Origin of the sequence: Brevundimonas sp. (assembly GCF_018608325.1) — a bacterium.
Classification (GTDB): Bacteria; Pseudomonadota; Alphaproteobacteria; order Caulobacterales; family Caulobacteraceae; genus Brevundimonas.
In genome coordinates this window covers 30,596-53,767 of sequence record NZ_JABAZW010000037.1, presented here as the reverse complement: position 1 = coordinate 53,767, position 23,172 = coordinate 30,596, and the positions used below count along the sequence as shown (strand labels likewise).

At 64.0% G+C, this 23,172-nt stretch carries 14 protein-coding genes and 1 pseudogene; 13 read left to right on the top strand and 2 right to left on the bottom strand.

The window, feature by feature from the left end; translation table 11 throughout:
• From QZ281_RS04130 to QZ281_RS04115, 4 genes and pseudogenes are all read left to right on the top strand, one after another.
• Positions 1 to 279, top strand: a pseudogene (locus tag QZ281_RS04130) (hypothetical protein); the annotation flags it as partial.
• 154 nt (positions 280 to 433) lie between these two features.
• A complete protein-coding gene (locus QZ281_RS04125) occupies positions 434 to 1,129 on the top strand; it encodes a sugar transferase (RefSeq protein ID WP_292225042.1) in 696 nt (231 codons plus the stop codon).
• A 147-nt stretch (positions 1,130 to 1,276) separates the two neighbouring features.
• A complete protein-coding gene (locus QZ281_RS04120) occupies positions 1,277 to 2,950 on the top strand; it encodes an MFS transporter (RefSeq protein WP_292225040.1) in 1,674 nt (557 codons plus the stop codon).
• A 93-nt stretch (positions 2,951 to 3,043) separates the two neighbouring features.
• Positions 3,044 to 6,424 (top strand): PAS-domain containing protein, encoded by a 3,381-nt coding sequence (locus tag QZ281_RS04115; RefSeq protein WP_292225037.1) that lies wholly within the window; start codon positions 3,044 to 3,046, stop codon positions 6,422 to 6,424.
• On the opposite strand, the gene QZ281_RS04110 is transcribed toward QZ281_RS04115, so the two are convergent.
• Positions 6,421 to 7,050, bottom strand: a complete 630-nt coding sequence (locus tag QZ281_RS04110; protein WP_292225034.1) for a response regulator transcription factor — start codon at positions 7,048 to 7,050, stop codon at positions 6,421 to 6,423. The two genes, QZ281_RS04115 and QZ281_RS04110, sit on opposite strands and share 4 nt — an antisense overlap.
• A 149-nt stretch (positions 7,051 to 7,199) precedes the next feature.
• Between QZ281_RS04110 and QZ281_RS04105 the strand changes: the two genes are divergently transcribed.
• The 3 genes from QZ281_RS04105 (at position 7,200) to QZ281_RS04095 (ending at position 11,642) form a co-directional block, all read left to right on the top strand.
• Positions 7,200 to 8,567, top strand: a complete 1,368-nt coding sequence (locus QZ281_RS04105) for a DcaP family trimeric outer membrane transporter (protein ID WP_292225031.1) — start codon at positions 7,200 to 7,202, stop codon at positions 8,565 to 8,567.
• A 4-nt stretch (positions 8,568 to 8,571) separates the two neighbouring features.
• Positions 8,572 to 10,527: an acetate--CoA ligase gene (acs, locus tag QZ281_RS04100; protein ID WP_292225027.1), complete on the top strand. Its 1,956-nt coding sequence runs from the start codon at positions 8,572 to 8,574 to the stop codon at positions 10,525 to 10,527.
• A gap of 98 nt (positions 10,528 to 10,625) precedes the next feature.
• On the top strand, positions 10,626 to 11,642 hold the full coding sequence (locus QZ281_RS04095; protein ID WP_292225024.1) for a bile acid:sodium symporter family protein: 1,017 nt from the start codon (positions 10,626 to 10,628) through the stop codon (positions 11,640 to 11,642).
• 210 nt (positions 11,643 to 11,852) lie between these two features.
• Here QZ281_RS04095 and leuA read toward each other — a convergent pair whose 3' ends face one another.
• Positions 11,853 to 13,571, bottom strand: coding sequence for a 2-isopropylmalate synthase (gene leuA / locus QZ281_RS04090; RefSeq protein WP_292225021.1), 1,719 nt, complete (start codon positions 13,569 to 13,571; stop codon positions 11,853 to 11,855).
• A gap of 450 nt (positions 13,572 to 14,021) precedes the next feature.
• On the opposite strand from leuA, the gene QZ281_RS04085 reads away from it, so the two are divergent.
• The 6 genes from QZ281_RS04085 (at position 14,022) to QZ281_RS04060 (ending at position 23,010) form a co-directional block, all read left to right on the top strand.
• Positions 14,022 to 14,579 (top strand): sigma-70 family RNA polymerase sigma factor, encoded by a 558-nt coding sequence (locus QZ281_RS04085; RefSeq protein ID WP_292225019.1) that lies wholly within the window; start codon positions 14,022 to 14,024, stop codon positions 14,577 to 14,579.
• Positions 14,580 to 14,587: 8 nt separating this feature from the next.
• Complete coding sequence (locus QZ281_RS04080; RefSeq protein ID WP_292225017.1) at positions 14,588 to 15,583, top strand: FecR domain-containing protein; 996 nt, start codon at positions 14,588 to 14,590, stop codon at positions 15,581 to 15,583.
• A 101-nt stretch (positions 15,584 to 15,684) separates the two neighbouring features.
• Complete coding sequence (locus QZ281_RS04075) at positions 15,685 to 19,038, top strand: TonB-dependent receptor (RefSeq protein ID WP_292225014.1); 3,354 nt, start codon at positions 15,685 to 15,687, stop codon at positions 19,036 to 19,038.
• Between the two features lie 66 nt (positions 19,039 to 19,104).
• On the top strand, positions 19,105 to 19,422 hold the full coding sequence (locus QZ281_RS04070) for a hypothetical protein (RefSeq protein ID WP_292225011.1): 318 nt from the start codon (positions 19,105 to 19,107) through the stop codon (positions 19,420 to 19,422).
• A gap of 11 nt (positions 19,423 to 19,433) precedes the next feature.
• On the top strand, positions 19,434 to 20,801 hold the full coding sequence (locus QZ281_RS04065) for a patatin-like phospholipase family protein (RefSeq protein ID WP_363297351.1): 1,368 nt from the start codon (positions 19,434 to 19,436) through the stop codon (positions 20,799 to 20,801).
• Between the two features lie 73 nt (positions 20,802 to 20,874).
• Positions 20,875 to 23,010, top strand: a complete 2,136-nt coding sequence (locus QZ281_RS04060; RefSeq protein ID WP_292225008.1) for a TonB-dependent receptor — start codon at positions 20,875 to 20,877, stop codon at positions 23,008 to 23,010.
• Positions 23,011 to 23,172 lie beyond the last annotated feature (162 nt).

Here is a 23,172-nt window from a genome sequence, read left to right as displayed (position 1 = left end):
TTCAAGGGCCGGACTCTAGCTCCGCGTGGAGGAAATTCTCAGGGGCACGTCACCTGGTTCGGCGTCGTCAATGTGGTTGTCGCCCGGTTCGCGCTGCCCGAATCGATCCAGTGGGCGCTGTGGGGCCTGGGCGTCGTCGCCGCTGTCGCCTTTGCCTTCGCCTTCCACTTCGCCATCGACAATCCACTCCAGGCGCGTATCCGCACCTGGCTGAAGAGTCGTCGTGGAAGATCCGCCATACGGGTTGAAGCAGGCCCTGTGATTTCCATCGACGGATGATGGTCGTCCAAGCGGCTTAACAAAACTATTGCACAGCTAACTCCTAAGTGTGATTGCCAGGCAACAGAACTATGTTCTAGGAACACGGCATGGCGATTCACCTTGCGTCTCGCAACAGCGTTGCCTTTAACGAGACACTTGTCTTTGGGGCTCTATGGGGGAGGCCGACATCTTCGACAGTTGGTCGACAACCAAGGGCGCGGCTTCTGGTGAAACCGCCTCCAAATCCGTTTGGACGCCCGCGTTCCAGCGCGGCGCAGGCTCTGAAGCCTGCAAGCGGGTGATGGACGTGGTTTTGGCGGGCTTGGCCCTGTGGATTCTGCTGCCCGCCTATTGCGCCATCGCCCTGGCTGTCGTCATCGAGACGCGCGGACCGGTGCTGTTCCGTCAGCGCCGGACGGGTTTGAATGGTGAAATCTTCACCATCCTGAAGTTCCGCAGCATGACGGTGACCGAGGATGGCGACAAGATCGCCCACGCCACCAAGAATGATGTGCGCGTCACCCGCGTCGGCGCCTTCATCCGCGCCACCAGCCTGGATGAACTGCCCCAGCTGGTGAATGTGATCATGGGCGACATGTCCCTGGTTGGTCCGCGTCCGCACGCCCTGGCCCACGACGCCCACTATGGCGCCCTGCTGCCCTGCTATTCCAAGCGGTTCGCCGTGCGTCCGGGCCTGACGGGTCTGGCTCAGATTTCCGGCCTGCGTGGAGAAATCCACGAGCTTAGCTGCATGGCCCGCCGGGTCGAAGCCGATGTCCACTACGCCAACGGCTGGTCGTTCCGCGACGACATCCTGATCATCTGCCGCACCGTGCCGATGATCCTGAAACGCGTGAACGCCTACTGACCCGCCCATCGCGGGTTTTCCAAAAACGCCGATCCTCGACCAAAGTCGCTCTCTCCAGCCGCGCTTAGCTGCGTCAGTCTGATCGTCCACGCGTCCGTCAGGGCGCGCATAACGGCCGATAACGGCGACTTGGGAGGAAATGGATCAATGGCTAGCGACGCGACAACTGCGTCCGGCGAGGGGGAACATACGGTCGGTCGCAATGATCGGCTCGTGATCCTGGCCTCTTCGGTCGGCACCGTCATCGAGTGGTACGACTTCTATCTCTACGGATCGCTGGCGGCGATCATCACCGTCCAGTTCTTCTCGGGCGTGAACGAGACCACCGGCTATATCTTCGCCCTGATGGCGTTTGCCGCCGGGTTCGCGGTGCGGCCGTTCGGGGCCATCGTCTTTGGGCGTCTGGGCGACCTGTGGGGACGCAAGAACACCTTCCTGGTCACCATGCTGCTGATGGGTCTGTCGACCTTCGTCGTCGGCCTGTTGCCGCCCTATGCGGTCATCGGCATCGCCGCGCCGATCATCCTGGTGCTGATGCGCCTGATCCAGGGTCTGGCGCTGGGCGGTGAGTACGGCGGCGCCGCCACCTATGTCGCCGAACATGCGCCAAAGGGGAAACGCGGCTTCTACACATCCTTCATCCAGATCACTGCGACCGCAGGCCTGATCCTGAGCCTGGCCGTGATCCTGGGCGTCCGCTTCGCTGTGGGCGAAGAAGCCTTCGCCGCCTGGGGCTGGCGCATTCCCTTCCTGGTCTCGATCCTGCTTCTAGGCGTGTCCCTATGGATTCGACTGAAGCTGGCTGAAAGCCCGTCGTTCAAGAAGATGAAGGCCGAAGGCAAGGGCTCCAAGACCCCGCTGAAGGACAGCTTCGGCAAGTGGCCCAACCTGAAACTGGTGCTGATCGCCCTGGTGGGTCTGACCGCCGGTCAGGCCGTCATCTGGTACACGGGCCAGTTCTACGCCCTGTTCTTCCTGGAGCGGGTTCTGCGCGTAGAGGCCTCTCTGGTCTATGTGCTGCTGGCCATCGCGCTTCTGGCGGCCTCGCCCTTCTTCATCTTCTGGGGCTGGCTGTCGGACAAGGTGGGCAGAAAACCGATCATCCTGGCCGGGTGCCTGATCGCGGCCCTGACCTATTTCCCGCTGTTCAACGCCCTGACCCACGCCGCCAATCCGCGCCTGGCGGAAGCCGCCGCCTCGGCGCCGGTGGTGATCTATGCCGATCCCGCCGACTGCCATCTGCAGTTCGACCCTGTCGGCAAGACGGTGTTCAACCACTCCTGCGACGTGGCCAAATCCTATCTGGCCAAGGCGGGTGTGACCTACACCAACGTCAAGGCGCCCGCCGGGACGGTGGCCGAGGTGCGCATCGGCGATCAGACAGTGGTCAACAGCTTCCGCGGCGACGCCCTGTCGACCGCAGACTTCGCCGCCCAGAAGAAGACCTGGGACGCGGGTCTGGGCGAGGCCCTGGCCGCCGCCGGTTATCCGGCCAAGGCCGACAGCGCCCTAGTCAACAAGCCGCTGGTGGTGCTGATCCTGTTCATCCTCGGCTTCTATGTGACCATGGTTTACGGCCCGATCGCCGCAGCCCTGGTTGAGATGTTCCCGACCAAGATCCGCTACACTTCCATGTCCCTGCCCTATCATATCGGCAACGGATGGTTCGGCGGCTTCCTGCCCACCACGGCCTTCGCCATGGTGGCCGCGACGGGCAACATCTACTACGGCCTCTGGTATCCGATTGTCGTTGCGCTCGCGACGGTCGTGCTGGGCTTCCTGCTGGTCAAGGAAGGCAAGGACGTCGACCTCAACGCCTGATCCTGCTTTCAGGCGCGGATGAGGGGGCGGGCTGTCGCAGGACAGTCCGCCCTTTCACTTGTGAAACCCCATGCTCAAGGTTCAGATGCCGCCATGTTCAGCCTGCTGATCCTTGGCCTTGTCGTGGGCTATATGGCGATCCTGTTCGCCGTCGCCTGGTATCAGGAACGCCCGGCGACGCGCGCCAGGGGCAAGGGACTGGGCTCGTCGGTCTATGCCCTGTCGCTGGCCATCTACTGCACCTCCTGGACCTATTATGGCGCGGTCGGCACGGCGGCGCGCGACGGGTGGGAGTATCTGCCCATCTATATCGGCCCCATCATCGGAGTGACCGTCCTGTTCCCGCTATGGCGCAGGATCGCCGCTGCGGCTCGGCGCGAGAATGTCGGCTCCATGGCCGACTTCGTGGCCTCTCGTTACGGCAAGAGCCAGACCCTGGGCGCCGCCGTCACCGTGGTCGCCATTCTGGGGTCGCTGCCCTATATCGCGCTGCAGCTGAAATCCCTGTCGATGGCGGGCGAACTGCTGACGGCGAACACGCCCGTCGCGGGGTCGGAAAGCCTGTCGGTGCTGGCGCTCGCTGGCGTTCTGGCCTTCTTCGCCATTCTGTTCGGGGCGCGCCGTCCCGACCTGACCGAGCATAATCGCGGACTGATCCAGGCCATCGGACTGGAGTCGGTGGTCAAGCTGGGCGCCCTCTTGTTCGTGGCCATCTTCGCCTTGGTCCTGCTGCTGAACGAGGGCGCGCCGCCGCGCATCATCGAGGGCCTGGGCGCCCTGTCGCGTCCGCCCGAGGTGACGCCCCGATTTTCGGCCATCATCCTGATCTCGACCCTGGCCATCTTCTGCCTGCCGCGTCAGTTCCATGTCGCCTTTGTCGAAGGCGCCGCGCCGTCCGATGTGAAACGCGCCCGCTGGATCTTTCCGGTCTATCTGCTGCTGACCAGTCTGGCGGTCCTGCCGCTGGTGGCGGCGGGCGCCCTTTTCGCACCGGCGGTGAACCCGGACCTTCTGGTGCTGGCCCTGCCGTTCGGACGGGGCGAGACCCTGCTGACCGCCATCGTCTTCGTCGGCGGGTTTTCGGCGGCCACCGCCATGGTCATCGTCGAGGCCGTGGCCCTGTCGGCCATGGTGTCCAACAGCCTGATCCTGCCCTTCGTGGCGCGCGATCGCTGGCGCGTGCGGGGCGACGCCTCGGACATGGCGGGCACCATCCTGCAGGTGCGGCGCGCAGCCATCATCGCCGTCCTGCTGCTGGCCTGGATTTACTATCAGGCGATGGACCAGTCGCACGGGCTGGCGGCCATGGGGCTGGTGTCCTTCGCAGCCCTGGCCCAGTTGGCCCCCGCCCTGTTCGGCGCAGTCCTGTGGCGCGGCGGCCATGCGGTCGGCGCCCTGGCCGGAATGGCGGTGGGCTTAAGCATCTGGATCGTCATGCTGGCCCTGCCGCAACTGGCGCCGGATGCGACCTGGCACCCGCATCTGCTGCTGGGGATTGATGACCCGCTGGCGCTTGGGGTGTTCGTCAGTCTGGCGCTGAATCTGGCGGTCTATGTCGGGGTGTCGCGCATCGCTCAGCCGCGCCTGATCGACCGGGTGCAGGCCCGCGCCTTCGTTGACCGCATAGGCCCGGACTGGACCGAGAACCGACCCTCGCCGTCCGGCGCCTCCGTCGGCGACCTGCGTGCGCTGGTCGCCCGCTTCATCGGCGACGAACGGGCCGAGCGCGCCTTCGCCGCCTGGGGTAATGAGACCGACACCCGCCTGCGTGACGCCGACCCCGCCGACGCCGCCCTGGCCCGCGCGGCCGAACGGATGCTGGCGGGCGCCATCGGCGCGGCCTCCGCCCGTCGCGTCATCGCCGCCGCCCTGGCCGGGGTCGGCCGCGCGCCCGAGGACGTGGTGCGGATGCTGGACGAAGCGTCACAGGCGGTCCAGTTCAACCGCGACCTCTTGCAGACCACGCTGGACAACATCGATCAGGGCGTGATCGTGGTGGACGAAGACCTGCGCGTCACCGCCTGGAACCGACGCTATGTCGCCATGTTCGAACTGCCCGTGGGTTTCGTCCACGTCGGCCTGCCCATCGCCAACATCTATCGGCTGAACGCCGAACGCGGCGAGAGCCCGCACGACATCGAGGCCTGGGTCGAGCGGCGGCTGGAGGCCCTGAGCCGCCGCATCCCCCATGACCACGAGCGCCAGCAGCCGGACGGACGGGTGTTGCGCTCATCCGGCGCGCCCATCCCCGGCGGGGGCTACGCGACCAGCTACACCGACATCACCGCCCTGCGCCGCGCCGCTCGCCAGTTGGAGGAAGCCAACGAACGGCTGGAGGCCCGCGTCGCCGACCGCACGGCGCGTCTGGACGAAGCCCGTCAGATCGCCGAGGACGCCACCGCCTCCAAGACCCGGTTCCTGGCCGCCGCCAGCCATGACCTGTTGCAGCCCCTGCACGCGGCGCGCCTGTTCATCGCCGCCCTGAAGGAGGAACCCGCCGTTTCCGGCGCCGGGGCCGATCCCGCCAGCCACACCCTGGCCGTCAACGCCGACCGCGCCATCGACAGCGCCCACCGCCTGCTGACCGCCCTGCTGAACCTGTCCAAGCTGGAGGCCGGGGGCGTCAGCGCGGCGGTGACGCGCCTGTCGCTGGGCGGTCTGTTCGATGAACTGCGCCGCGAATATGCGCCAGTGGCCGAGGCCAAGGGGCTGCGCCTGACCATCATGCCCAGCCGGCTGTGGATCTCGTCGGACCGCGACCTGTTGCGCTCCATGCTGCAGAACCTGATCTCCAACGCCATCCGCTACACGGACACGGGCCGGGTGCTGGTGGGGGCGCGGCGGCATGGCGACACGGTGCAGTTGCTGGTCAGCGACACCGGACGCGGCATCCCCGATGCTGACCGGGAGACGGTCTTTGGCGAGTTCGTCCGCCTGCCTGGCGCGCCGGTCGACGAACCGGGCGCGGGTCTGGGGCTGGCCATCGTGCGGCGCCTGTCCAGTCTGCTGGACCACCCGCTGGAGCTGAGCTCAGGCGCAGGACGCGGCACGACCTTCCGCATCACCGCCCCGCGCGTCGCCGCCGACCCGGTCGCCGACATGGCGCCTGCGCGCGAGGTGCGGCTGCCTCTGGCGGGCCTTCGCGTGCTTTGCGTGGACAATGAGCCGGTCATTCTGGATGCGCTGGAGGCCCTGCTGACCCGATGGGGCGCCAGACCCACGCTGGCCTCCGGCATCGAGGCGGCCAAGGCCGCGCAGGGTCCGTTCGACGCCGCCGTCGTGGATCTGCATCTGGGCGACGGGCCGGAAGGGTTCGCCCTGATCGACTGGCTGCGTCCGCTGGGCGTGCGCCGCATCGCCCTGGTCACCGCCGATACACGTGACGGCCTGAACGAACAGGCCACGGCGGCGGGCGCCGTCCTGTTGCCCAAGCCGATCAAGCCCGCGGCCCTGAAGGCGTTTCTGTCGAGCTAGTTGGGGTCCAACTGCTTGGCCAGGATCACGGCCTGTGTGCGGTTATGGACGCCCAGCTTGCGGAACACGCTGGTCAGGTGCGCCTTGATGGTGGCCTCGGAGACGCCCAGGTCGAAGGCGATCTGTTTGTTCAGGCGCCCGGCCTTCAGCCCCTCAAGAATGCGCAGTTGCGACGGGGTCAGGCTGGAGACACGCGCGGCCAGATCATCCGCATCCTCGATTTCGGGCAGGTCCGGCGCCCAGCTGTCGCCCGCCAGGATTGCGGCGATGGCCTCGACCATCTGCGGCAGGGCGGCGGATTTGGGGATGAAGCCCGCAGCGCCCAGCCCCAGGGCGTGACGCACCACCGGCGCGTCCTCGCTGGCCGAAATCACGGCGACCGGCACCGCCGGATATTCGGCGCGGACGGCGGCCAGCCCGGCCATCCCCTCGCTGTCCGACAGTTTCAGATCCAGCAGTAACAGGTCCACCGGGGCCGATTTCATGGCGGCCTTGGCCTCCGCCAGGCTAGCGCATTCCTCGACCGTCGATCCCGGCGCCGCCTTGTCGAGGGCGGACCGCAAGGCGGCGCGGAACAGGGGATGGTCGTCAGCGATGACGATGCGATCCATAGGCGTCCTTCCCATGCGCGGCCTTCTGTCGTCCGCATTGGCGACATCATGGCGCGGTTCGACTTTGGTCGAAACTAGACCAATGGCCAATGGCCTCCACCACCTCAAGGAGAAAAGGTTCGAGGAACGCACGCCTGCACAAGACAGGCGCGGGAGGACTCCAGATGATCAAGACCAGCCTTATGGCGGGGTCGGCTGTCGCCGCCCTACTGATCACGCCCGGCGCCGCCTCGGCCCAGAACGGCGGCGGTCAGGCCGCGCTCGAAGCCCGCATCGCCCAGCTTGAGGCCGAGCTGAATATGCTGAAGACCGAAGTCGTCGCCTCGCGCACCCAACAGGCGGCGCAACAGCAGGACATCCTGCGGTTGGAGACGCGGCCCGCCGCCTCTCCTCCGACGCCGGTTCAACAGGCCGCCGCACCCGCGCCGCTAAGCGAAGGCTTCCGCATCGGGGATCATACGGTCCGGTTCGGCGGCTTCATAAAACTGGACGCCTCCGTTTCGCGCTATTCTGACGGCGCCCCGCTGAACGGCGATTCCTTACGCGAATTCCACGTCCCCGGCTCGGTCCCCATCGGCGGCCAGCGCGAGGATGCGGCGACAGATTTCAACGCCCGCCAGACCCGGTTCTGGCTGACCACCGACGGACTGGTCGGCGGCCACAAGATCGGCACGCGGCTGGAGATGGACTTCCAGACCCTGCCCGGCGTCACGGACCAGCGCACCACCAGCCCGGCCAATCCGGCCCTGCGCCGCGCCTTCGTCACCATCGACAACTGGCTGTTCGGTCAGGAGTGGTCGAACTTCCAGAACACCGCCGTCCTGCCCGAATCCGCCGACTTCATCGGCGCGGCGGAAGGCACGGTCTTCGTGCGTCAGGCCCAGGTCCGCTATACGCGCGGCCCCCTGTCCCTTTCGGTCGAGAACCCGGAGACGACCGTCACCCCCTTTGGCGGCGGGGTGCGTATCCTGAACAATTCCAACAGCCTGCCGGACGTGACGGCGCGCTATGCCGTCTCGCGCCCCTGGGGCGATGTGCAGTTCGCGGGCCTGCTGCGCCAGTTGAAACACCAGAACACCGCCACCAATATTGATGCGACCACGACCGGCTGGGGCCTGTCGGCCTCGGCCAAGATCAAGGTCGGGGACAAGGACGATATCCGCCTGATGCTGAGCGGTGGCGAAGGGATTGGCCGCTATCTGGGGCTCAACTTCTCGAACGACGCCGTCCTGACCGCGTCGGGCGATCTGGAGGCCATCGGCGTGGTCGCCGGGTTCGCCGCCTATCGCCACGTCTGGGCGCCGGGCGTGCGCACGAACCTGGTCTGGTCCGCCCAGCGGGTGGACAATGACACCTCGATCACCGGCCTGAGCGTCAACCGATCCGCCCAGAGCCTGCATGCGAACTTGATCTGGTCGCCGGTTGCTGCCTTTGATCTGGGCGCCGAACTGATGTTCGCGGATCGCGAAATCGAGACCGGTGCGAGCGGCGACATGACCCGTCTTATCCTGTTCGCAAAATACGGATTCTGATCTGATGTTGGAGACATCCCGCGTGCCTGATTCCGAACTCTATCCGGTTCCCGCAGATCTGGCCGCCAAGGCCCACATGAACCGGCAGGCCTATGAGGCGGCGCGGATCGCGGCGCGCGAAACGCCGGACGCCTACTGGTCGGAACAGGCCAAACGCCTCGACTGGATCAAGGCCCCGACCAAGATCAAGGACGTCTCCTTCAAGAAGGAGGACTTCCGCATCCGCTGGTTCGAGGACGGCGTTCTGAACGTCTCGGCCAACTGCATCGACCGCCACCTGCCCCACCGCAAGGATGAGACGGCGATCATCTGGGAAGGCGACGATCCCAAGGACAGCCGCCACATCACCTATGGCGAGCTTCATGACGAAGTCTGCCGCATGGCCAATGTGCTGAAGGCGCATGGAGCCCAGAAGGGCGACCGGATCACCCTTTATCTGCCGATGATCCCCGAGGCCGCCTACGCCATGCTGGCCTGCGCGCGGATCGGCGCCATCCATTCGGTCGTGTTCGGCGGCTTTTCACCCGACAGTCTCAGCGGCCGGATCGAGGACTGCGGATCGACCCTGGTCATCACCGCCGACGAAGGCGTGCGCGGCGGCAAGGCCGTGCCGCTGAAGGCCAATGTCGATGCGGCGCTGGAGAAGGTGAAGGTCGAGACGGTTCTGGTCGTGCGCCGCACCGGCGCCGATGTGCCGATGATCGAGGGCCGCGACTTCGACTACGCCGCCGAGGCCGCAAAGGTCGCAACTGACTGCCCGCCCGAACCAATGAACGCCGAAGACCCGCTGTTCATCCTCTACACCTCGGGTTCGACCGGAAAGCCAAAGGGCGTGCTGCACACCACGGGCGGCTACCTGTTCTGGGCCGCCTGGACGCATGAACTGGTGTTCGACTATCGCCCCGGCGAGGTCTTCTGGTGCACTGCCGACGTGGGCTGGGTCACCGGCCATTCCTATCTGTTGTACGGCCCGCTGGCGAACGCGGCGACGACCCTGATGTTCGAGGGCGTGCCCAACTATCCCGACGCCAGCCGCTTCTGGCAGGTGGTGGACAAACACAAGGTCGAGATTTTCTACACCGCGCCCACCGCCCTGCGCGCCCTGATGCGGGAAGGCGATGCGCCGGTGAAGGCCACCTCGCGGGCGTCGCTGCGCATTCTCGGCACGGTCGGCGAACCGATCAACCCGGAGGCCTGGCGCTGGTACCACGAAGTTGTCGGCGACAGCCGCTGCCCCATCGTCGACACCTGGTGGCAGACCGAGACGGGCGGCCATCTGATCACGCCCCTGCCTGGCGCCACCGACCTGAAGCCGGGCTCGGCTACCCTGCCCCTGCCCGGCGTCGAGCTGCAGATCGTCGATGCCGAAGGTCAGGAGCTGACGGGCGCCGTGTCCGGCAATCTGTGCATCACCGACAGCTGGCCGGGCCAGATGCGCACCGTCTATGGTGACGACCAGCGTTTCTTCGACACCTATTTCTCGACCTATCCGGGCCGCTATTTCACCGGCGACGGCTGCCGCCGTGACGAGGACGGCTATTACTGGATCACCGGCCGGGTCGATGACGTCATCAATGTCTCGGGCCACCGCATGGGCACCGCCGAGATCGAGAGCGCGCTGGTGCTGCATGACGATGTCGCAGAGGCCGCCGTCGTCGGCTATCCGCACGATATCAAGGGTCAGGGCATCTATGCCTATGTCACCCTGAACAAGGGCGTGCAGCCCAGCGAAGACCTGCGCAAGGCGCTGGTCGCCCATGTCCGTCGCGAGATCGGCCCCATCGCCGCGCCCGACGTCATTCAGTGGGCGCCGGGCCTGCCCAAGACCCGGTCGGGCAAGATCATGCGCCGCATCCTGCGCAAGATCGCCGAAAACGAGATCGGCGCCCTGGGCGACACCTCGACCCTGGCCGATCCGTCCGTCGTGGATGATCTGGTCAAGAACCGCGCGGGCGCCTGATTTCAGTCCTCTGAATGGGCGCTTAATCAAGGCCCGGGCTTCAACCCCGGGCCATAGCGGCCTATCAGTGCGGCGACCCGCCGCAGCCTGAGCCGTCCATGCCTCGTTTCCTGTCCCGCCTGCCCATCGACGGCTATCTTCTGCCCCTGATCGGCATGGTGGTTCTGGCGGCCCTGCTGCCCGCCAGCGGCCAGGGCGCGGTCATTATGGACGTGGTGGTCAAGGTCGCCATCGCCCTGCTGTTCTTCCTGTATGGCGCGCGGATGTCGCCTGCGGCCATCGCGGCGGGCCTGATGCACTGGCGGCTGCAGGGGACCGTCTTCCTCAGCACCTTCCTGTTGTTCCCGCTTCTGGGACTGGGGCTGGTCTTCCTGATGCGTGGGTCGCTGCAGCCTGATCTGCTGACCGGGATGATGTTCCTGTGCCTGCTGCCGTCCACGGTGCAGTCCTCGATCGCCTTCACCTCCATCGCGGGCGGCAACGTCCCCGGCGCCCTGACCAGCGCCAGTCTGTCGAACCTGATCGGCGTGGTGGTCACCCCCCTGCTGGTCGCCCTGCTGATCGGAAGCGCTGGCGGGAGCTCAGGCGGCGGCATCCATCTTCAGTCCATCATCGACATCGGCCTGCAGATCCTGGCGCCCTTCGCCGTGGGCCAGTTGTGCCGTCCGCTGCTGCTGGGCTGGCTGACCCGCAACGCCAAGCTGACCGGGCTGGTGGACCGCGGCTCGATCCTGCTGATCGTCTATGCCGCCTTCAGCGAGGGCATGGTCGCCGGAGTCTGGTCCCATGTCGCACCTGCCGACCTAGCCAAGGTGATCGGCCTGAATATCGTGCTGCTGGGGCTGGTTCTCGGCCTGACCCTCTTGGCGGGACGCGCGCTGAAGTTCGACCGGCCCGACCGGATCGTCATCCTGTTCTGCGGTTCAAAGAAAAGCATGGCCAGCGGCATCCCGATGGCCGGCATCCTGTTCGCCAGCGCCTCGGTGCCGCTGATCGTCCTGCCGATCATGCTGTTCCACCAGATTCAGCTGTTCGCCTGCACCATCATCGCCCAGCGCTACGCCCGCGAAAATGCGGCCCGCCTGAAAGACGAGCCGCAGATCGAAGCCTACTGATCTGGTGAAGAGAAAAGGCCTGGGTTCAATCGACCTTCATTTGGCTGACGTTTTAACCCGTCATTCCGGGGCTGAGCGGAGCGAAGAACCCGGAACCCAGGACCATAATCGCATCGCTGGACGCATTCGAAGCTTGGTGTGAACTCCTGGGTTCCGGGTTCGTCCTTCGGACGCCCCGGAATGACGGTTTCTTACAAGCCGTCGATTGCCCTAGCTGTCCGCGAGGCTCAGCGCCTTCTCCGCCGCCTGAACGCCCGCCGCATCGGCGCGGTTGGCGGCGCCCAGCAGAGCCTTCAGCGAGGCGGTGGCCACGTCCGGGTCAGTCGCCACGCCGAAGATGGTGCGGCCGTCGGCCGTGCGGCATTCGACATAGGCCGCCGCCTGGGCGTCGCCGCCGTGGCCGATCGCGTGTTCGTGGTAGTCCTCAATATCCAGCACCAGACCGCAGTCTTCGCGCAGGGCGTCCAGAACGCTGGACAGGAAACCGTTGCCGCGCCCTGAGATCCGGCGCTCCTCGCCGTTCAGACGGATGCGGCCCGTGAAGCGGCGCTCCTGCCCCGGCGCCGAGCGGCCTTCCTCATAGTCCACCAGCGCGAACGGGCCGTTGCCGCCTTCCGGCGCATAGACCGAACGGAACACGTCCCAGATGTCGGCGGCGGTCAGTTCGCGCCCCACTTCGTCCGCATAGGCCTGAACATGCTGGCTGAAATCGGCCTGCATCCGCTTGGGCAGTTTCAGCCCCTTGTCCTGTTCCAGCACCCAGGCGAAGCCACCCTTGCCGGACTGGGAGTTCACGCGGATCACCGCCTCATAAGACCGGCCCAGATCGGCCGGATCGATGGGCAGATACGGCACGTTCCAGATGTGGTCGTTGCGCCTGGCCTGAGCCGCAAAGCCCTTCTTGATCGCGTCCTGGTGACTGCCCGAGAAGGCGGTGAAGACCAGTTCTCCGGCATAGGGGTGGCGCGGGTGGACCGGCAGGGCGTTGCAGTGCTCGACCGTCTGGATCACCGCATCCATGTCCGAGAAGTCCAACTCGGGATCGATCCCTTGCGTGTACAGATTCAGCGCCAGGGTCACCAGATCGACATTGCCAGTGCGCTCACCATTGCCGAACAGGCAGCCCTCGACCCGATCGGCGCCCGCCATGACCGACAGCTCCGCCGCCGCCACGCCGGTGCCCCGGTCATTGTGCGGGTGGACCGAGACGATCACGCTGTCGCGGCGCGAGATGTTGCGGCAGAACCATTCGACCTGATCGGCATAGATGTTCGGCGTCGCCGCCTCGATGGTGGCCGGCAGGTTGAAGATGATCGGCTTCTCGGGCGTCGGCTCGATCACGTCCAGAACCGCCTCGCAGACCTCTAGGCTGTAATCCAGTTCGGCGGTGGAGAAGGTCTCGGGGCTGTATTCGAAACGCCAGTCGGTGTCGGGGCGGCGCTCGGCCTCCTCACGCATCCGCGACATGCCGTCGATGGCGATCTGTTTGATGCCCGCACGGTCCATGCCGAAGACGATCTCGCGCCACGCCGGCGACAGGGCGTTGTACATATGGACGACGGCAGTCTTGGCCCCCTCCAGGCTTTCGAACGACCGGGCGATCAGATCGGCCCGCGCCTGGGTCAGCACCTGCACCACCACATCGTCGGGAATGCTGCCCGCGCGCACCAGACCGCTGATGAAGTCAAACTCGGTCGCCCCCGCCGAAGGAAAGCCGACCTCGATCTCCTTGATACCGATCTTCACCAGCAGGTCGAAGAAGCGCTGCTTCTTCTCGGCGTTCATCGGATCGATCAGGGCCTGATTGCCGTCGCGCATATCCGTCGACAGCCAGCGCGGCGCCTTGTCGATGGTGCGGCTGGGCCACTGACGATCCGGCAGGTCAATGGTCGGGAACGGGCGATATTTGATGGAGGGGTCGCGCAACACGGGTGCGTCTCCTGAGAACTTCGTAGCGATATGTGGGGGTACGACAGGCGTGATCCGCCGCCGGGCAGCCGTCAGTCCCGGCGGCAGCCAATAAGTCGCGACCCGGCGAGCAGGAGCGCAGCCGGGCGAAGATTCAGGGAAAGGGCGAAAGAATTTGCCACACAAGACCCTACCAAGGATCGGTTGACGAAACAATCCACCCTTTTGCGTGACTTTGGAATTTGGAGCGGGTGATCAGGCCCCCTAACCCAAAAGCACTGTAGCGGCGAGGTTGTTGCGGTTCCCGAGGGGGCTCCACTTCCGCTCGGGCCTGCGCCCTGATCCATGGCGAATGGGCGATGTAACCTACTATGTACGCGCGAATGCAGGGTTTTGGCGCGCGATCCGTTCCTGATTGTGCGGGGTTTCACAATCTGTCCGCAAACAACCGCGTAAGAAGGGAGGCGGTTCATGACGGGGTGGCGGGCAGACATGGCCGACGATCTGCGAAACGAAGGCGACAGCAGCAGCCGCGCGTTGGCGGACCTGTCCCAACGGGCGCGTCCGGCGCTGTTGCGCTATTTTCAGCGCAGGGGCCTTTTGCCTTCCGATGCGGAGGATGCGGTGCAGGATGTGTTCCTGCGTCTGTCGCGGCGCCCTGAAGAGGGGCGGGCCGATTATGGGGAAGCCTACCTGTTCGAGGCGGCGGCCTCGGTCGCCATTGACCGGCATCGACGGTCGCGGTCACGCCAGGAAGACCGGCATACGACCTATGACGAGGCACAGCACGCTGTCGCCGATCATGCCGTCGACCGCGTTGTCGAAGGCCGTCAGGAACTACGGCGCCTGGTCGAAGGCCTGCAGCAACTGCCCGAACGGACCCGCCATGTCGTGATGCTTGCACGGCTGGAGCGCTTGACCCATGCCGAAATCGCACGACGGTTAGGAATTTCGATCAGTACGGTTGAGCGCCGCCTGGTGAAGGGCATGGCGCATCTGGCGACACGTCTCGAGGATGCGGGACGATGAGACGGGAAATGTCTTCACAAGCTTCGGGCTTGACCGAAACGGCCAGCAAATGGGCGCTTCTGGCTGAAACCGGATTAGGGCCACAGGATGAGGCGCGGCTGGCCCTATGGCTGGATGAGGCGGCGGAGCATCGCGCGGCCTATGAGGCTGTGCTCGCAGCCGATCAGGCGCTGAAACGTCATGAAGCCGATGCAGCCCTGACCGCCATGAGGATGGCGGCATTGAGGGTGCGGCCCGAACAGCGCTGGTCAGCACGGTCTATGGCGGCAGGACTGGCGGCGGGGATAGTGCTGGTCGGCACGCTTGGTTGGTGGGGGGCCGGGCAGTTTCTGGGCGTTTCGCTCAGCGGGGGCGGTAGAGAACAGATCGCTCAATATGCAACGGCGGCAGGCGAGCGTGCGACTGTCACTCTGGCTGATGGATCGGTGCTGATCCTGAACACCGACAGCGCGGCTGAAATCGCCTTCGACAGGCGTGCGCGAACAGTGAGGCTGGTGAAGGGGCAGGCGCAGTTCTCTGTTGCGCATGACGCCTCCCGTCCCTTTGAGGTTCTTGCCGACGGCCGCCAGGTCACTGCAGTCGGCACGGCTTTTGACGTGCTGCTTCTGCCTGATGCGCTGCGGGTCGCGATGCTGGATGGGGTCGTGCGTGTGTCCTCCGAACACCAGAACGCCGTCCAGATTCTGTCAAAAGGCGAGGTGATGACCGCGCATACCGGACAGGCCGTCGTTATTCGAAAAGCCGACACGGCGCGGCTGGCGGGGTGGCGTGACGGCGTGGTCTATTTCGACGAAACGCCGCTTCGAGAAGCCGTCGAGGAGATCAGCCGTTACACGCGTCAGCCCGTGGTCGTCGGCGATGATCAGGCTGGCGCGCTGCGTGTCAGCGGCGCTTTCCGCATCACGGAGGCTGATGCTTTTGCTGAAACCATGACGGATATTTTTCCCTTGTCCGCCAAGCATTCAGCGAACGGACGAACCATCCTCAGCAGCGCGCGGATGTAGCAAAAACTTCATGGCGGCGATTGAGGGGATTTGCCGCCTCCTCCCGTTCCTGTCTGCGGGACCGGCTCCGTGGTGGGGACCGGAGAGGGGCGATTTCCGCAATGACGATCAACAAAGGGCCGCGCCTGAAGGCGCTTCTTCTGCTGGGCGCCGCCTGCGTCGCAATGGCGCCGATTTCTGCTCATGCCCAGGTTCAGGCCCATCGCACGACCGCCTACAGTATTGACGCTCAAGACCTGAACGCGGCGCTTTCGAAACTGAGCCGTGACAGCGGGCGTAACATCGTCTTTCCGGCTGATCTGGTGCGGAACAAGCGCACAGCGGGCTATCATGGTCAGGGCGGCGTCGATCAGGCCCTGAGCGCCCTGTTGAGCGGCACTGGCCTGACGTATCGGGTCAATGGCTCGGGCGTTTACCTGATCGCCCGGGCAAGTCAGCCGCGCACAGCGCAGGACGCCCCCGTGACGCCGCGCAGGCGTCCTGCCGCTCCGCCCGCGACGCAACCGGCTGAGGCTGAACGCCCGGCTGTGCAGGTCGAAGACATCGTCGTCACGGCGCGGCGGATGGAAGAGCGGCTCATCGATGTGCCGGTGGCGGTCTCGGCCTTCTCGGGCCAGCAACTTGAAGACCGCAAGATCGACGGCGGATCCGAGCTTTTGCGCGCCATTCCGAACGTGAACTACTCCAAGGACAACTTCACCGGCTATAATTTCTCAATACGGGGCATCGGCACCAAGGCCATTTCGGTGACGACCGACCCTGCTGTGGCGATCAGCTTCAACAACACCGCCCTGCTCAGAAACCGCCTCAATGAGCAGGAGTATTTCGATGTTCAGCGCCTGGAGGTCCTGCGCGGCCCTCAAGGGACACTCTATGGCCGCAATGCGACGGCGGGCGTCGTCAACATGCTGCCCAATCTGCCGGAACTGCAGCACTTCTCTCAAGAAGCGCAGTTTGAGGTCGGCAACTACGACTCGCGTCGGGCACGGGGGCACATCAACATCCCTCTGGGCGAGACCTTCGCTGTCCGTGCCGCGGTCGCTGCAACGCGGCGCGACGGCTATGACGAGAATCTAGTCACTGGCAACAGCGTCAACGGCCGCGACCTGTGGTCGACGCGGCTGGGCGCGCTGTGGAAGCCGAACGACCGGTTCAGCGTCAATCTGTTGTGGGAGCATTTCGAGGAGAACGACAATCGCTCCCGAACGGGCAAGCAGTTGTGTACGCGCGGTGAGACGCCTGACAGCCTGACCTGGACGGATCCAGACGGAAAGGTCCGGAATTCGACGGTCATCGCCAACAACTGGACGGGCAGCAGTCTTACGCCGGGGTGTCAGGCGAAAAGCCTTTATACGGATGAGGCCTATGGCGCCCCGAATGGCATCGGCTTTCCGATTGTCACCGGCCTGATCCTGACAACGCCTTTTGCAACCAGCGTCAGCGACGGCGCATGGGGCAACTATCTATTCAAGACGCACATAGACCCATTTTCGTCGGTTTCGGGTCAGCAGTCGAAGAACCTGCGTGAGATCGAGACCTATTTTGATCCGGTCTTCAAAGCGAAGAATGATGTCTTCCAACTAAACCTGGAGGCTAGGCTGACCGAGGGGCTGACCCTCTATTCCCAGACGCTGTACATGGAGGACAGCTATTATGGAATGCAGGACTATTTCCGCATCAATCCGCAGGCGGGACTGATCGCTTGCGCTCAGGGCCGTTCAGTCCTGCCGGAATGGAAAAACCTGCTTGGCGCATGCACAGGGGCAGGCAGTGATCCGCGCGGCGGGGGAACCTTCATTGATCCTCAACTGGGCACGCTGGATCGTCTGGTCGCCATTGATTTGAGCGAATCCCGCAGCAAGCAGTGGTCGCAGGAGTTCCGTCTGTCCTCGGCGTTCCAGGGCCCGTTCAATTTCAATCTCGGCGCCAACTATCTGAAATTTGAAACCCAGGAAGACTATTACGTCTTCTCGAACGCTTTCACGATCGCGGCCCTGGGGCAGAATAGCGCTGATGGGTTCAATGCCGACTGCACGCCGGGGCCGTTCGCCAACCCCGATCCGAATGCCTGCGCCTATACTGATCCCAATCCCATCGGCCAGTTGGATGGCGAAGGGCATAACTATTACCGCAACCTCAATATCGCCAAGACTGAGTCTTGGGCGGTGTTCGGCGAAGGCTATTTTATCCTGAGGCCTGACCTGCGCGTGACTGCCGGCCTGCGCTATACCGACGACAAGAAAACCAGCACGCCTGTGCCGACCCAACTTCTGGCGTCCACTGGCGCTTTCAGCGGCGCTACTGTCGGCAAGGGATATCCGCGCCTGCCTGACGAGGTGCATAGGTGGGGCGAGTGGACCGGCCGTCTTGCTGTGGACTGGAAGCCGGTGCTGCCGTTCACTGACGACAGTCTGATCTATGCCTCCTATTCGCGCGGCTACAAGGGCGGGGGCGCCAATCCTCGCGGACCGGACACGGGCATGGGGACCAACTATTCGCCTCTGCCGACCGATTTCGCGCCAGAGTTCGTCAACGCCTATGAAATCGGCGCCAAGAACGCCTTGATGGGCGGTCGACTGATGCTTAACGCCACGGCCTTCTATTATGACTATAAGGATTATCAGATCACCCAGGTGATCGACCGATCTCTGCATAACGAGAATTTCGACGCGAAAATCTATGGAGCGGAGTTTGAGGCGGCCTGGGCGCCCACGCGAAACTTCAGACTAGATGCGACCCTAGGTCTGCTGAAGACGAAGATCGGTGCGGGGGAAACCTCCATCGACGTCATGAACCGCACACAGGGCAATGAAGACTGGGTTGTGATGCGTCCGTGGCCCACCAGCCCCGCAACCTGCATCGTGCCAAAACAGGTGGTCGGTCGGTTCATCGAGTCGCCAAGCAGTTTCAAGGGGGATCAGGCCTTCGTGAAACTGCTGTGCCCCGGCCCCTATATCTTCAACATCGACGGCATGCCGCCGGGTTTCAATCCTGGCAGTCTCTGGAGCATGATCTACGGCGATCAGTGGGGCGCGCTGGAATATAATCCCATCACTGACGCTCCGAACCAGGGCCGCGGGTTTTCAGCGGACTTGAGCGGCAAGGAACTGCCCAACGCGCCAACGATGACCTTCAATATCGGGGCGCAGTATCGCATCAACCTTCCGGCAGGATGGGATCTGACGCTGAGGGGCGACTACTATCGCCAGTCTGACAGTTGGATGCGGGTCTATAACACCGAATACGACCGTCTGAAGTCGTGGCAGAACGCCAATGTTTCGGCGACGCTGGCGAATGCCGCCGAGAACCTGACGGTTCAGATTTACGTCAAGAACCTGTTCGACGACACGCCCATTACGGACGGCTTCACCGGCCCGGATGAAATCGGCAACACGACGAACGTCTTCACCCTGGATCCACGCCTGATCGGTGTTTCGATCCGGAAGGGATTCTGACCCTTTGTTGAGCAGCGCTGAGGAGGCTTCGTCTGCTCAGCGCTTTGTTCTGGTTTTGAGGCGGTCATGATCAGGATTGTTTTATTTACTGTATTCGCTGCTTCGACGTCAGTGGCGGCCTGCACGACCGCGCCGGACGTGCAGGTGTCGAAACTCATGGTGACGCCAACCTATACATTATCAACGCCTATCCAACGTCTCGTCGCCGATCCGGCCGCTAAGGCTGTACTGGATCGCGAACTGCCGGGCCTGACGACGCATGAGCGTTATGACCAGTTCAAAGGCATGAGCCTGCTGGCGCTGAAGCCCTTTTCGGGCGGGCTGATCAATGATGAGAGGCTGTCGGCCGTCGATGTGGGCCTGAAGGCTCTGGTCGCGCCGTAGGACATTGCCGGATGATGAGGCGCTCTTTCTTCATCAAATCCACCCTGACCTTGGCGATCTCCGCCATCGTCCTGTGCGGATGCGCCACTGCTTCAGACATGTCTCCGGTCAATATTCCGCGGTCGACGGCAGCGCCTGTTATGAGCGCAGCCCCGCCTGATCGGGGATTGAGCGGAGAGGTCGTGGCTCTGGCTTTCTCGGGCGGCGGCGCAAGATCCGCCGCCTTTTCCTGGGGCGTGCTGCTTGAGATGAGGGACCAGCGCCGCGAGGATGGCCAACGCTGGATCGATCAGGTCGCCTTTGTAACGGGCGTTTCAGGCGGAGCCTTTACGGCTGCCTGGTTCGGCGTGCACGGCGCTGATGATCTGGACGGTTTCCGCGGCGCGCTGCTCGACAAGGACTGGCAGGGGCAGGTTCATGACCATCTGGCGTGGCCGGGAAACTGGCGTCCCCTGGCGCGCGGCGGGATCAATGGCCGGGACCGCATCGCTGATTGGCTGGACCGTGAAGTCTATGGCCATGCGCACATGTCTGATCTGGCCGGACCGCCGATCCTGTTGAATGCGGTCGAGCTTTACACGGGCATGCCCTTTGTTTTCGCCGAGCCCTGGTTCGACGCCTTGTGCAGCGATCTCAGGGCTGTACGGGTTGCTGACGCCGTTGCCGCGTCGGCAGCCTATCCTTTCGCCGTAAGGCCAGTTGTGCTGGGCGCCTACGGTCGGGACTGTGACCGCAGCTTGCCGGCATGGGTTGGCGCAGCCGCTCGCGATCCTGAAGCGCCTCAAGTTGAGCGCGACACGGCTCGGTCCTTTCAGACATTTCGTGACCCTGCTCAGATCCGCTTTCTGCACCTTCTGGATGGAGGCGTGATCGACAATTTCGGCCTGTCCGGCATCGCAGTTCTGCAACGGGCGGGCGGACTGCCATATGGGCCGCTGCTCGCGCCAGGCGATGTCGTGCGAATGACACGACTTCGGGTAATTGTGGTCAACGGGGAAAAATCCAGCCGTCGTTCCTGGGGCCAGACCAGAGCTGGACCAAACGGGATGCAGGTGATGGCGGCGATCGCCGACCACTCAACCGACGCCGCCAAACGCAACGCTTATGACGCCTTTGTCGGGCGCCTGGCGCACTGGGAGCAGGACAGCATCGCCTGGCGCTGTTCGTTGACGCTGGAGGAAGCGCGGAGGATGGGTGCGCCCGACGGCTGGAACTGCGCCGATCTTCATTACTCTGCAGAAATTGTAGGTTTCACCGATCTGCCTGTGGAGCAGGCGCACGCGCTTCTCAATGTCCCGACGCGGCTCAGCCTGCCTGTCGATCAGATCGATCTGGCGGTCTCGGCAGGTAGAGCCGTCATCGCGCAGAAACTGCCGTGACCTCTCAAGACGCACGGAGGGCTGGAAGTGCGCCTGATATCGCTGGATGCGACGCCAGAAGCGAAAGCCGCGGATGACGCCGGGTCTGGCTCTGGCGTATCTTCTGGCGGCGACCGACAGTCAGGACGAGCCGCAGACCGTTCAAAAACCCGTCGTGCTGGAGGATGTGGAAATTCTGGCCGTCAGGGGGCGAGCGAGAGTTGAGCCGGAGGTTACGCTCGACGGTGCGCAGATTGATGCTCTGGGCGCATATGACATTGGCGAGGCGGTGCGACGCCTAGCCCAGGATCACGGTCTGGGCGATGCGCCCATGATCATCGTCAACGGGCGGCGGATGGCCGATCCAGATGTTTTCTCCGGTTTTCCTCCAGATGCTCTGACGCGCCTTGAGGTCCTGCCGTCCGGCGCAGGCGCGCTGTATGGCGCAACCGATCCATCACGACGGGTGGTGAACATCGTGTTGCAGAGCCGCTTTCACAGCAGAGATGGGCGCGCAAGTCTGCGTCGACCGACTGCGGGGGGCGTGAGCAATGCGGACGGAGATCTCCGCCAGGCCTCTATCATGGATGTCAACACACGGCAGATAGGGCTGCAGCTCGGCCTGGAGACGGCCCTGCTCGCACGGGAGCGCGGCAGGACGCAGGAGCTCGTATCAGGCGCGGAGGGCACCACTCTGCGTGCACCGTCCGAGGCGGTCGCCATTCGATTGACGCAGACCGGCGAGGTTAGCGGCTGGTCTTACAGTCTGAACGCCAACGCCCGCATGCATGAAGCTCGACCTGTTGTTTTCAGTAACGGCGAAGCGGTGGGAAACCACCGAAGCTCACGTAGTCTGACGCTGACTGGGGGGCTGAACGGAGAGGTGGCGGGTTGGTCTATGCAAGCGGCGCTGAGCGGCCTTGTGTCCCAAAGCCTTCAATCAGGCCTGTCGCCGATTAACGCGCATCAGCAGTCTTTGATGTTCACGACGGCGGTTACGCGCTCTCTGCTGGATGTTCCTGCGGGCGCCGTGACCATCAACCTGACAGGGCGTGCGGCGGGCTCACGCTCAGCGTCTGAACACAGGGTTCAGGAACAGAGGCAAGTGCTCTCAGGCTGGGCTGAGGATTTGAGCGCCGGCCTGTCCGTTCCGTTGCTCAGGCGGCGTTCTGATGGAGGATGGAGCGGCGCGACCGGCGATCTGTCCATGTCCTTTGGTGCAAACATGAGTTCAACCGACGCGGGGCGGACGAGCGGCGCCAGCATGGATGTCATCTGGGCGCCCATGCCGAAGCTGCGGATCAATGCGAACTGGGCGACGGCCGGGCAAAGTCTTTCAGACCAGCAGCGCTTTGATCCGAAATACTATGGCGATCCTGTATGGATATTTGACTTTCTAGCGGGACAGGCCGTGGAGGTCTTGCCGATCCTGGGAGGCGATCCTGACCTGCGAACTCCTCATTCTATTCGTGTCGGGCTGTCGATATCGGCTGGTCCTTTCACTTCTTGGGGGCTGCAGGGCGGCGCGAGCTATCAGAGCAGCGAGGTCTCAGATGGCGTCGGCAACCTGCCTGATCCGACGCCGGAACTGGAGGCGGCTTTTCCTGACCGGTTCGCGCGCAGCGCCGATCAGCGTCTGATCAGCATTGATCGTCGGCCAATCAATTTCATGTCCGCAAAGCAGCAAAACCTTACAACGAATCTGAGCGCTGGTCTTCCGCTTGGAGCCGCGGCCGCAAGCAGTCGCTCGGGCATTGTGCGCCTGACATTCAATCATGGATGGAGCCTGCACGACGTTGTCACCCTGCGTGACGGTCTGCCTGAAATGAACCAACTGGCGGGCGACGGCGGAGGAACGGCTCGCCGTCAGGCGGGATTTGCCGTGGACGTCCGCAAAGGAGCGTGGGGATTGAATCTTTCGGGGCGGTGGCGCAGCGCTTACCGCATTCGCCGTGCAAGCGGACAAGACGGCCCGGATGATCTTGTAGTCGGCGCCTTTGCGACTGTCGACGCCCGGATCAGCAGACAGTTTGAGAGCAGCCCGGCGGCAACGAATGCTGAAAGAGGACGCAAAGGAACTGCCCTTCAGCTAGAGCTTGCAGTCGACAATCTGTTCGACGAACGCCCGACAGCGCGCTTGGGCGACGGTCGCCCTGCGCCCGGTTATGGACGTAACGATCAGGACCCAATCGGCAGAACGTTTCTGGTCACTCTGAAGCGGCGTTTCTAGGGTCTAGCCAACGCAGGCTAGAACGAGGTCGGAAAAAGGCGTTCACCGAGATCGGATATTCGGCTCGCGATCAAAAAACCGAAAAACAACCCCAGTTTCAGACAACCTGCGGGTCTCTGACGACCTCACAATCCATCCCACAGCAGCAGGCACCCAAGATCT

Coding starts and splice junctions, on each gene's coding strand:
- acs (WP_292225027.1), top strand. CDS start 8,572: ATGTTGGAGACATCCCGCGTGCCTGATTCCGAACTCTATCCGGTTCCC.
- QZ281_RS04095 (WP_292225024.1), top strand. CDS start 10,626: ATGCCTCGTTTCCTGTCCCGCCTGCCCATCGACGGCTATCTTCTGCCC.
- QZ281_RS04065 (WP_363297351.1), top strand. CDS start 19,434: ATGATGAGGCGCTCTTTCTTCATCAAATCCACCCTGACCTTGGCGATC.
- QZ281_RS04085 (WP_292225019.1), top strand. CDS start 14,022: ATGACGGGGTGGCGGGCAGACATGGCCGACGATCTGCGAAACGAAGGC.
- QZ281_RS04070 (WP_292225011.1), top strand. CDS start 19,105: ATGATCAGGATTGTTTTATTTACTGTATTCGCTGCTTCGACGTCAGTG.
- QZ281_RS04125 (WP_292225042.1), top strand. CDS start 434: ATGGGGGAGGCCGACATCTTCGACAGTTGGTCGACAACCAAGGGCGCG.
- QZ281_RS04105 (WP_292225031.1), top strand. CDS start 7,200: ATGATCAAGACCAGCCTTATGGCGGGGTCGGCTGTCGCCGCCCTACTG.
- QZ281_RS04115 (WP_292225037.1), top strand. CDS start 3,044: ATGTTCAGCCTGCTGATCCTTGGCCTTGTCGTGGGCTATATGGCGATC.
- QZ281_RS04075 (WP_292225014.1), top strand. CDS start 15,685: ATGACGATCAACAAAGGGCCGCGCCTGAAGGCGCTTCTTCTGCTGGGC.
- QZ281_RS04110 (WP_292225034.1), bottom strand. CDS start 7,050: ATGGGAAGGACGCCTATGGATCGCATCGTCATCGCTGACGACCATCCC.
- QZ281_RS04120 (WP_292225040.1), top strand. CDS start 1,277: ATGGCTAGCGACGCGACAACTGCGTCCGGCGAGGGGGAACATACGGTC.
- QZ281_RS04080 (WP_292225017.1), top strand. CDS start 14,588: ATGTCTTCACAAGCTTCGGGCTTGACCGAAACGGCCAGCAAATGGGCG.
- QZ281_RS04060 (WP_292225008.1), top strand. CDS start 20,875: ATGACGCCGGGTCTGGCTCTGGCGTATCTTCTGGCGGCGACCGACAGT.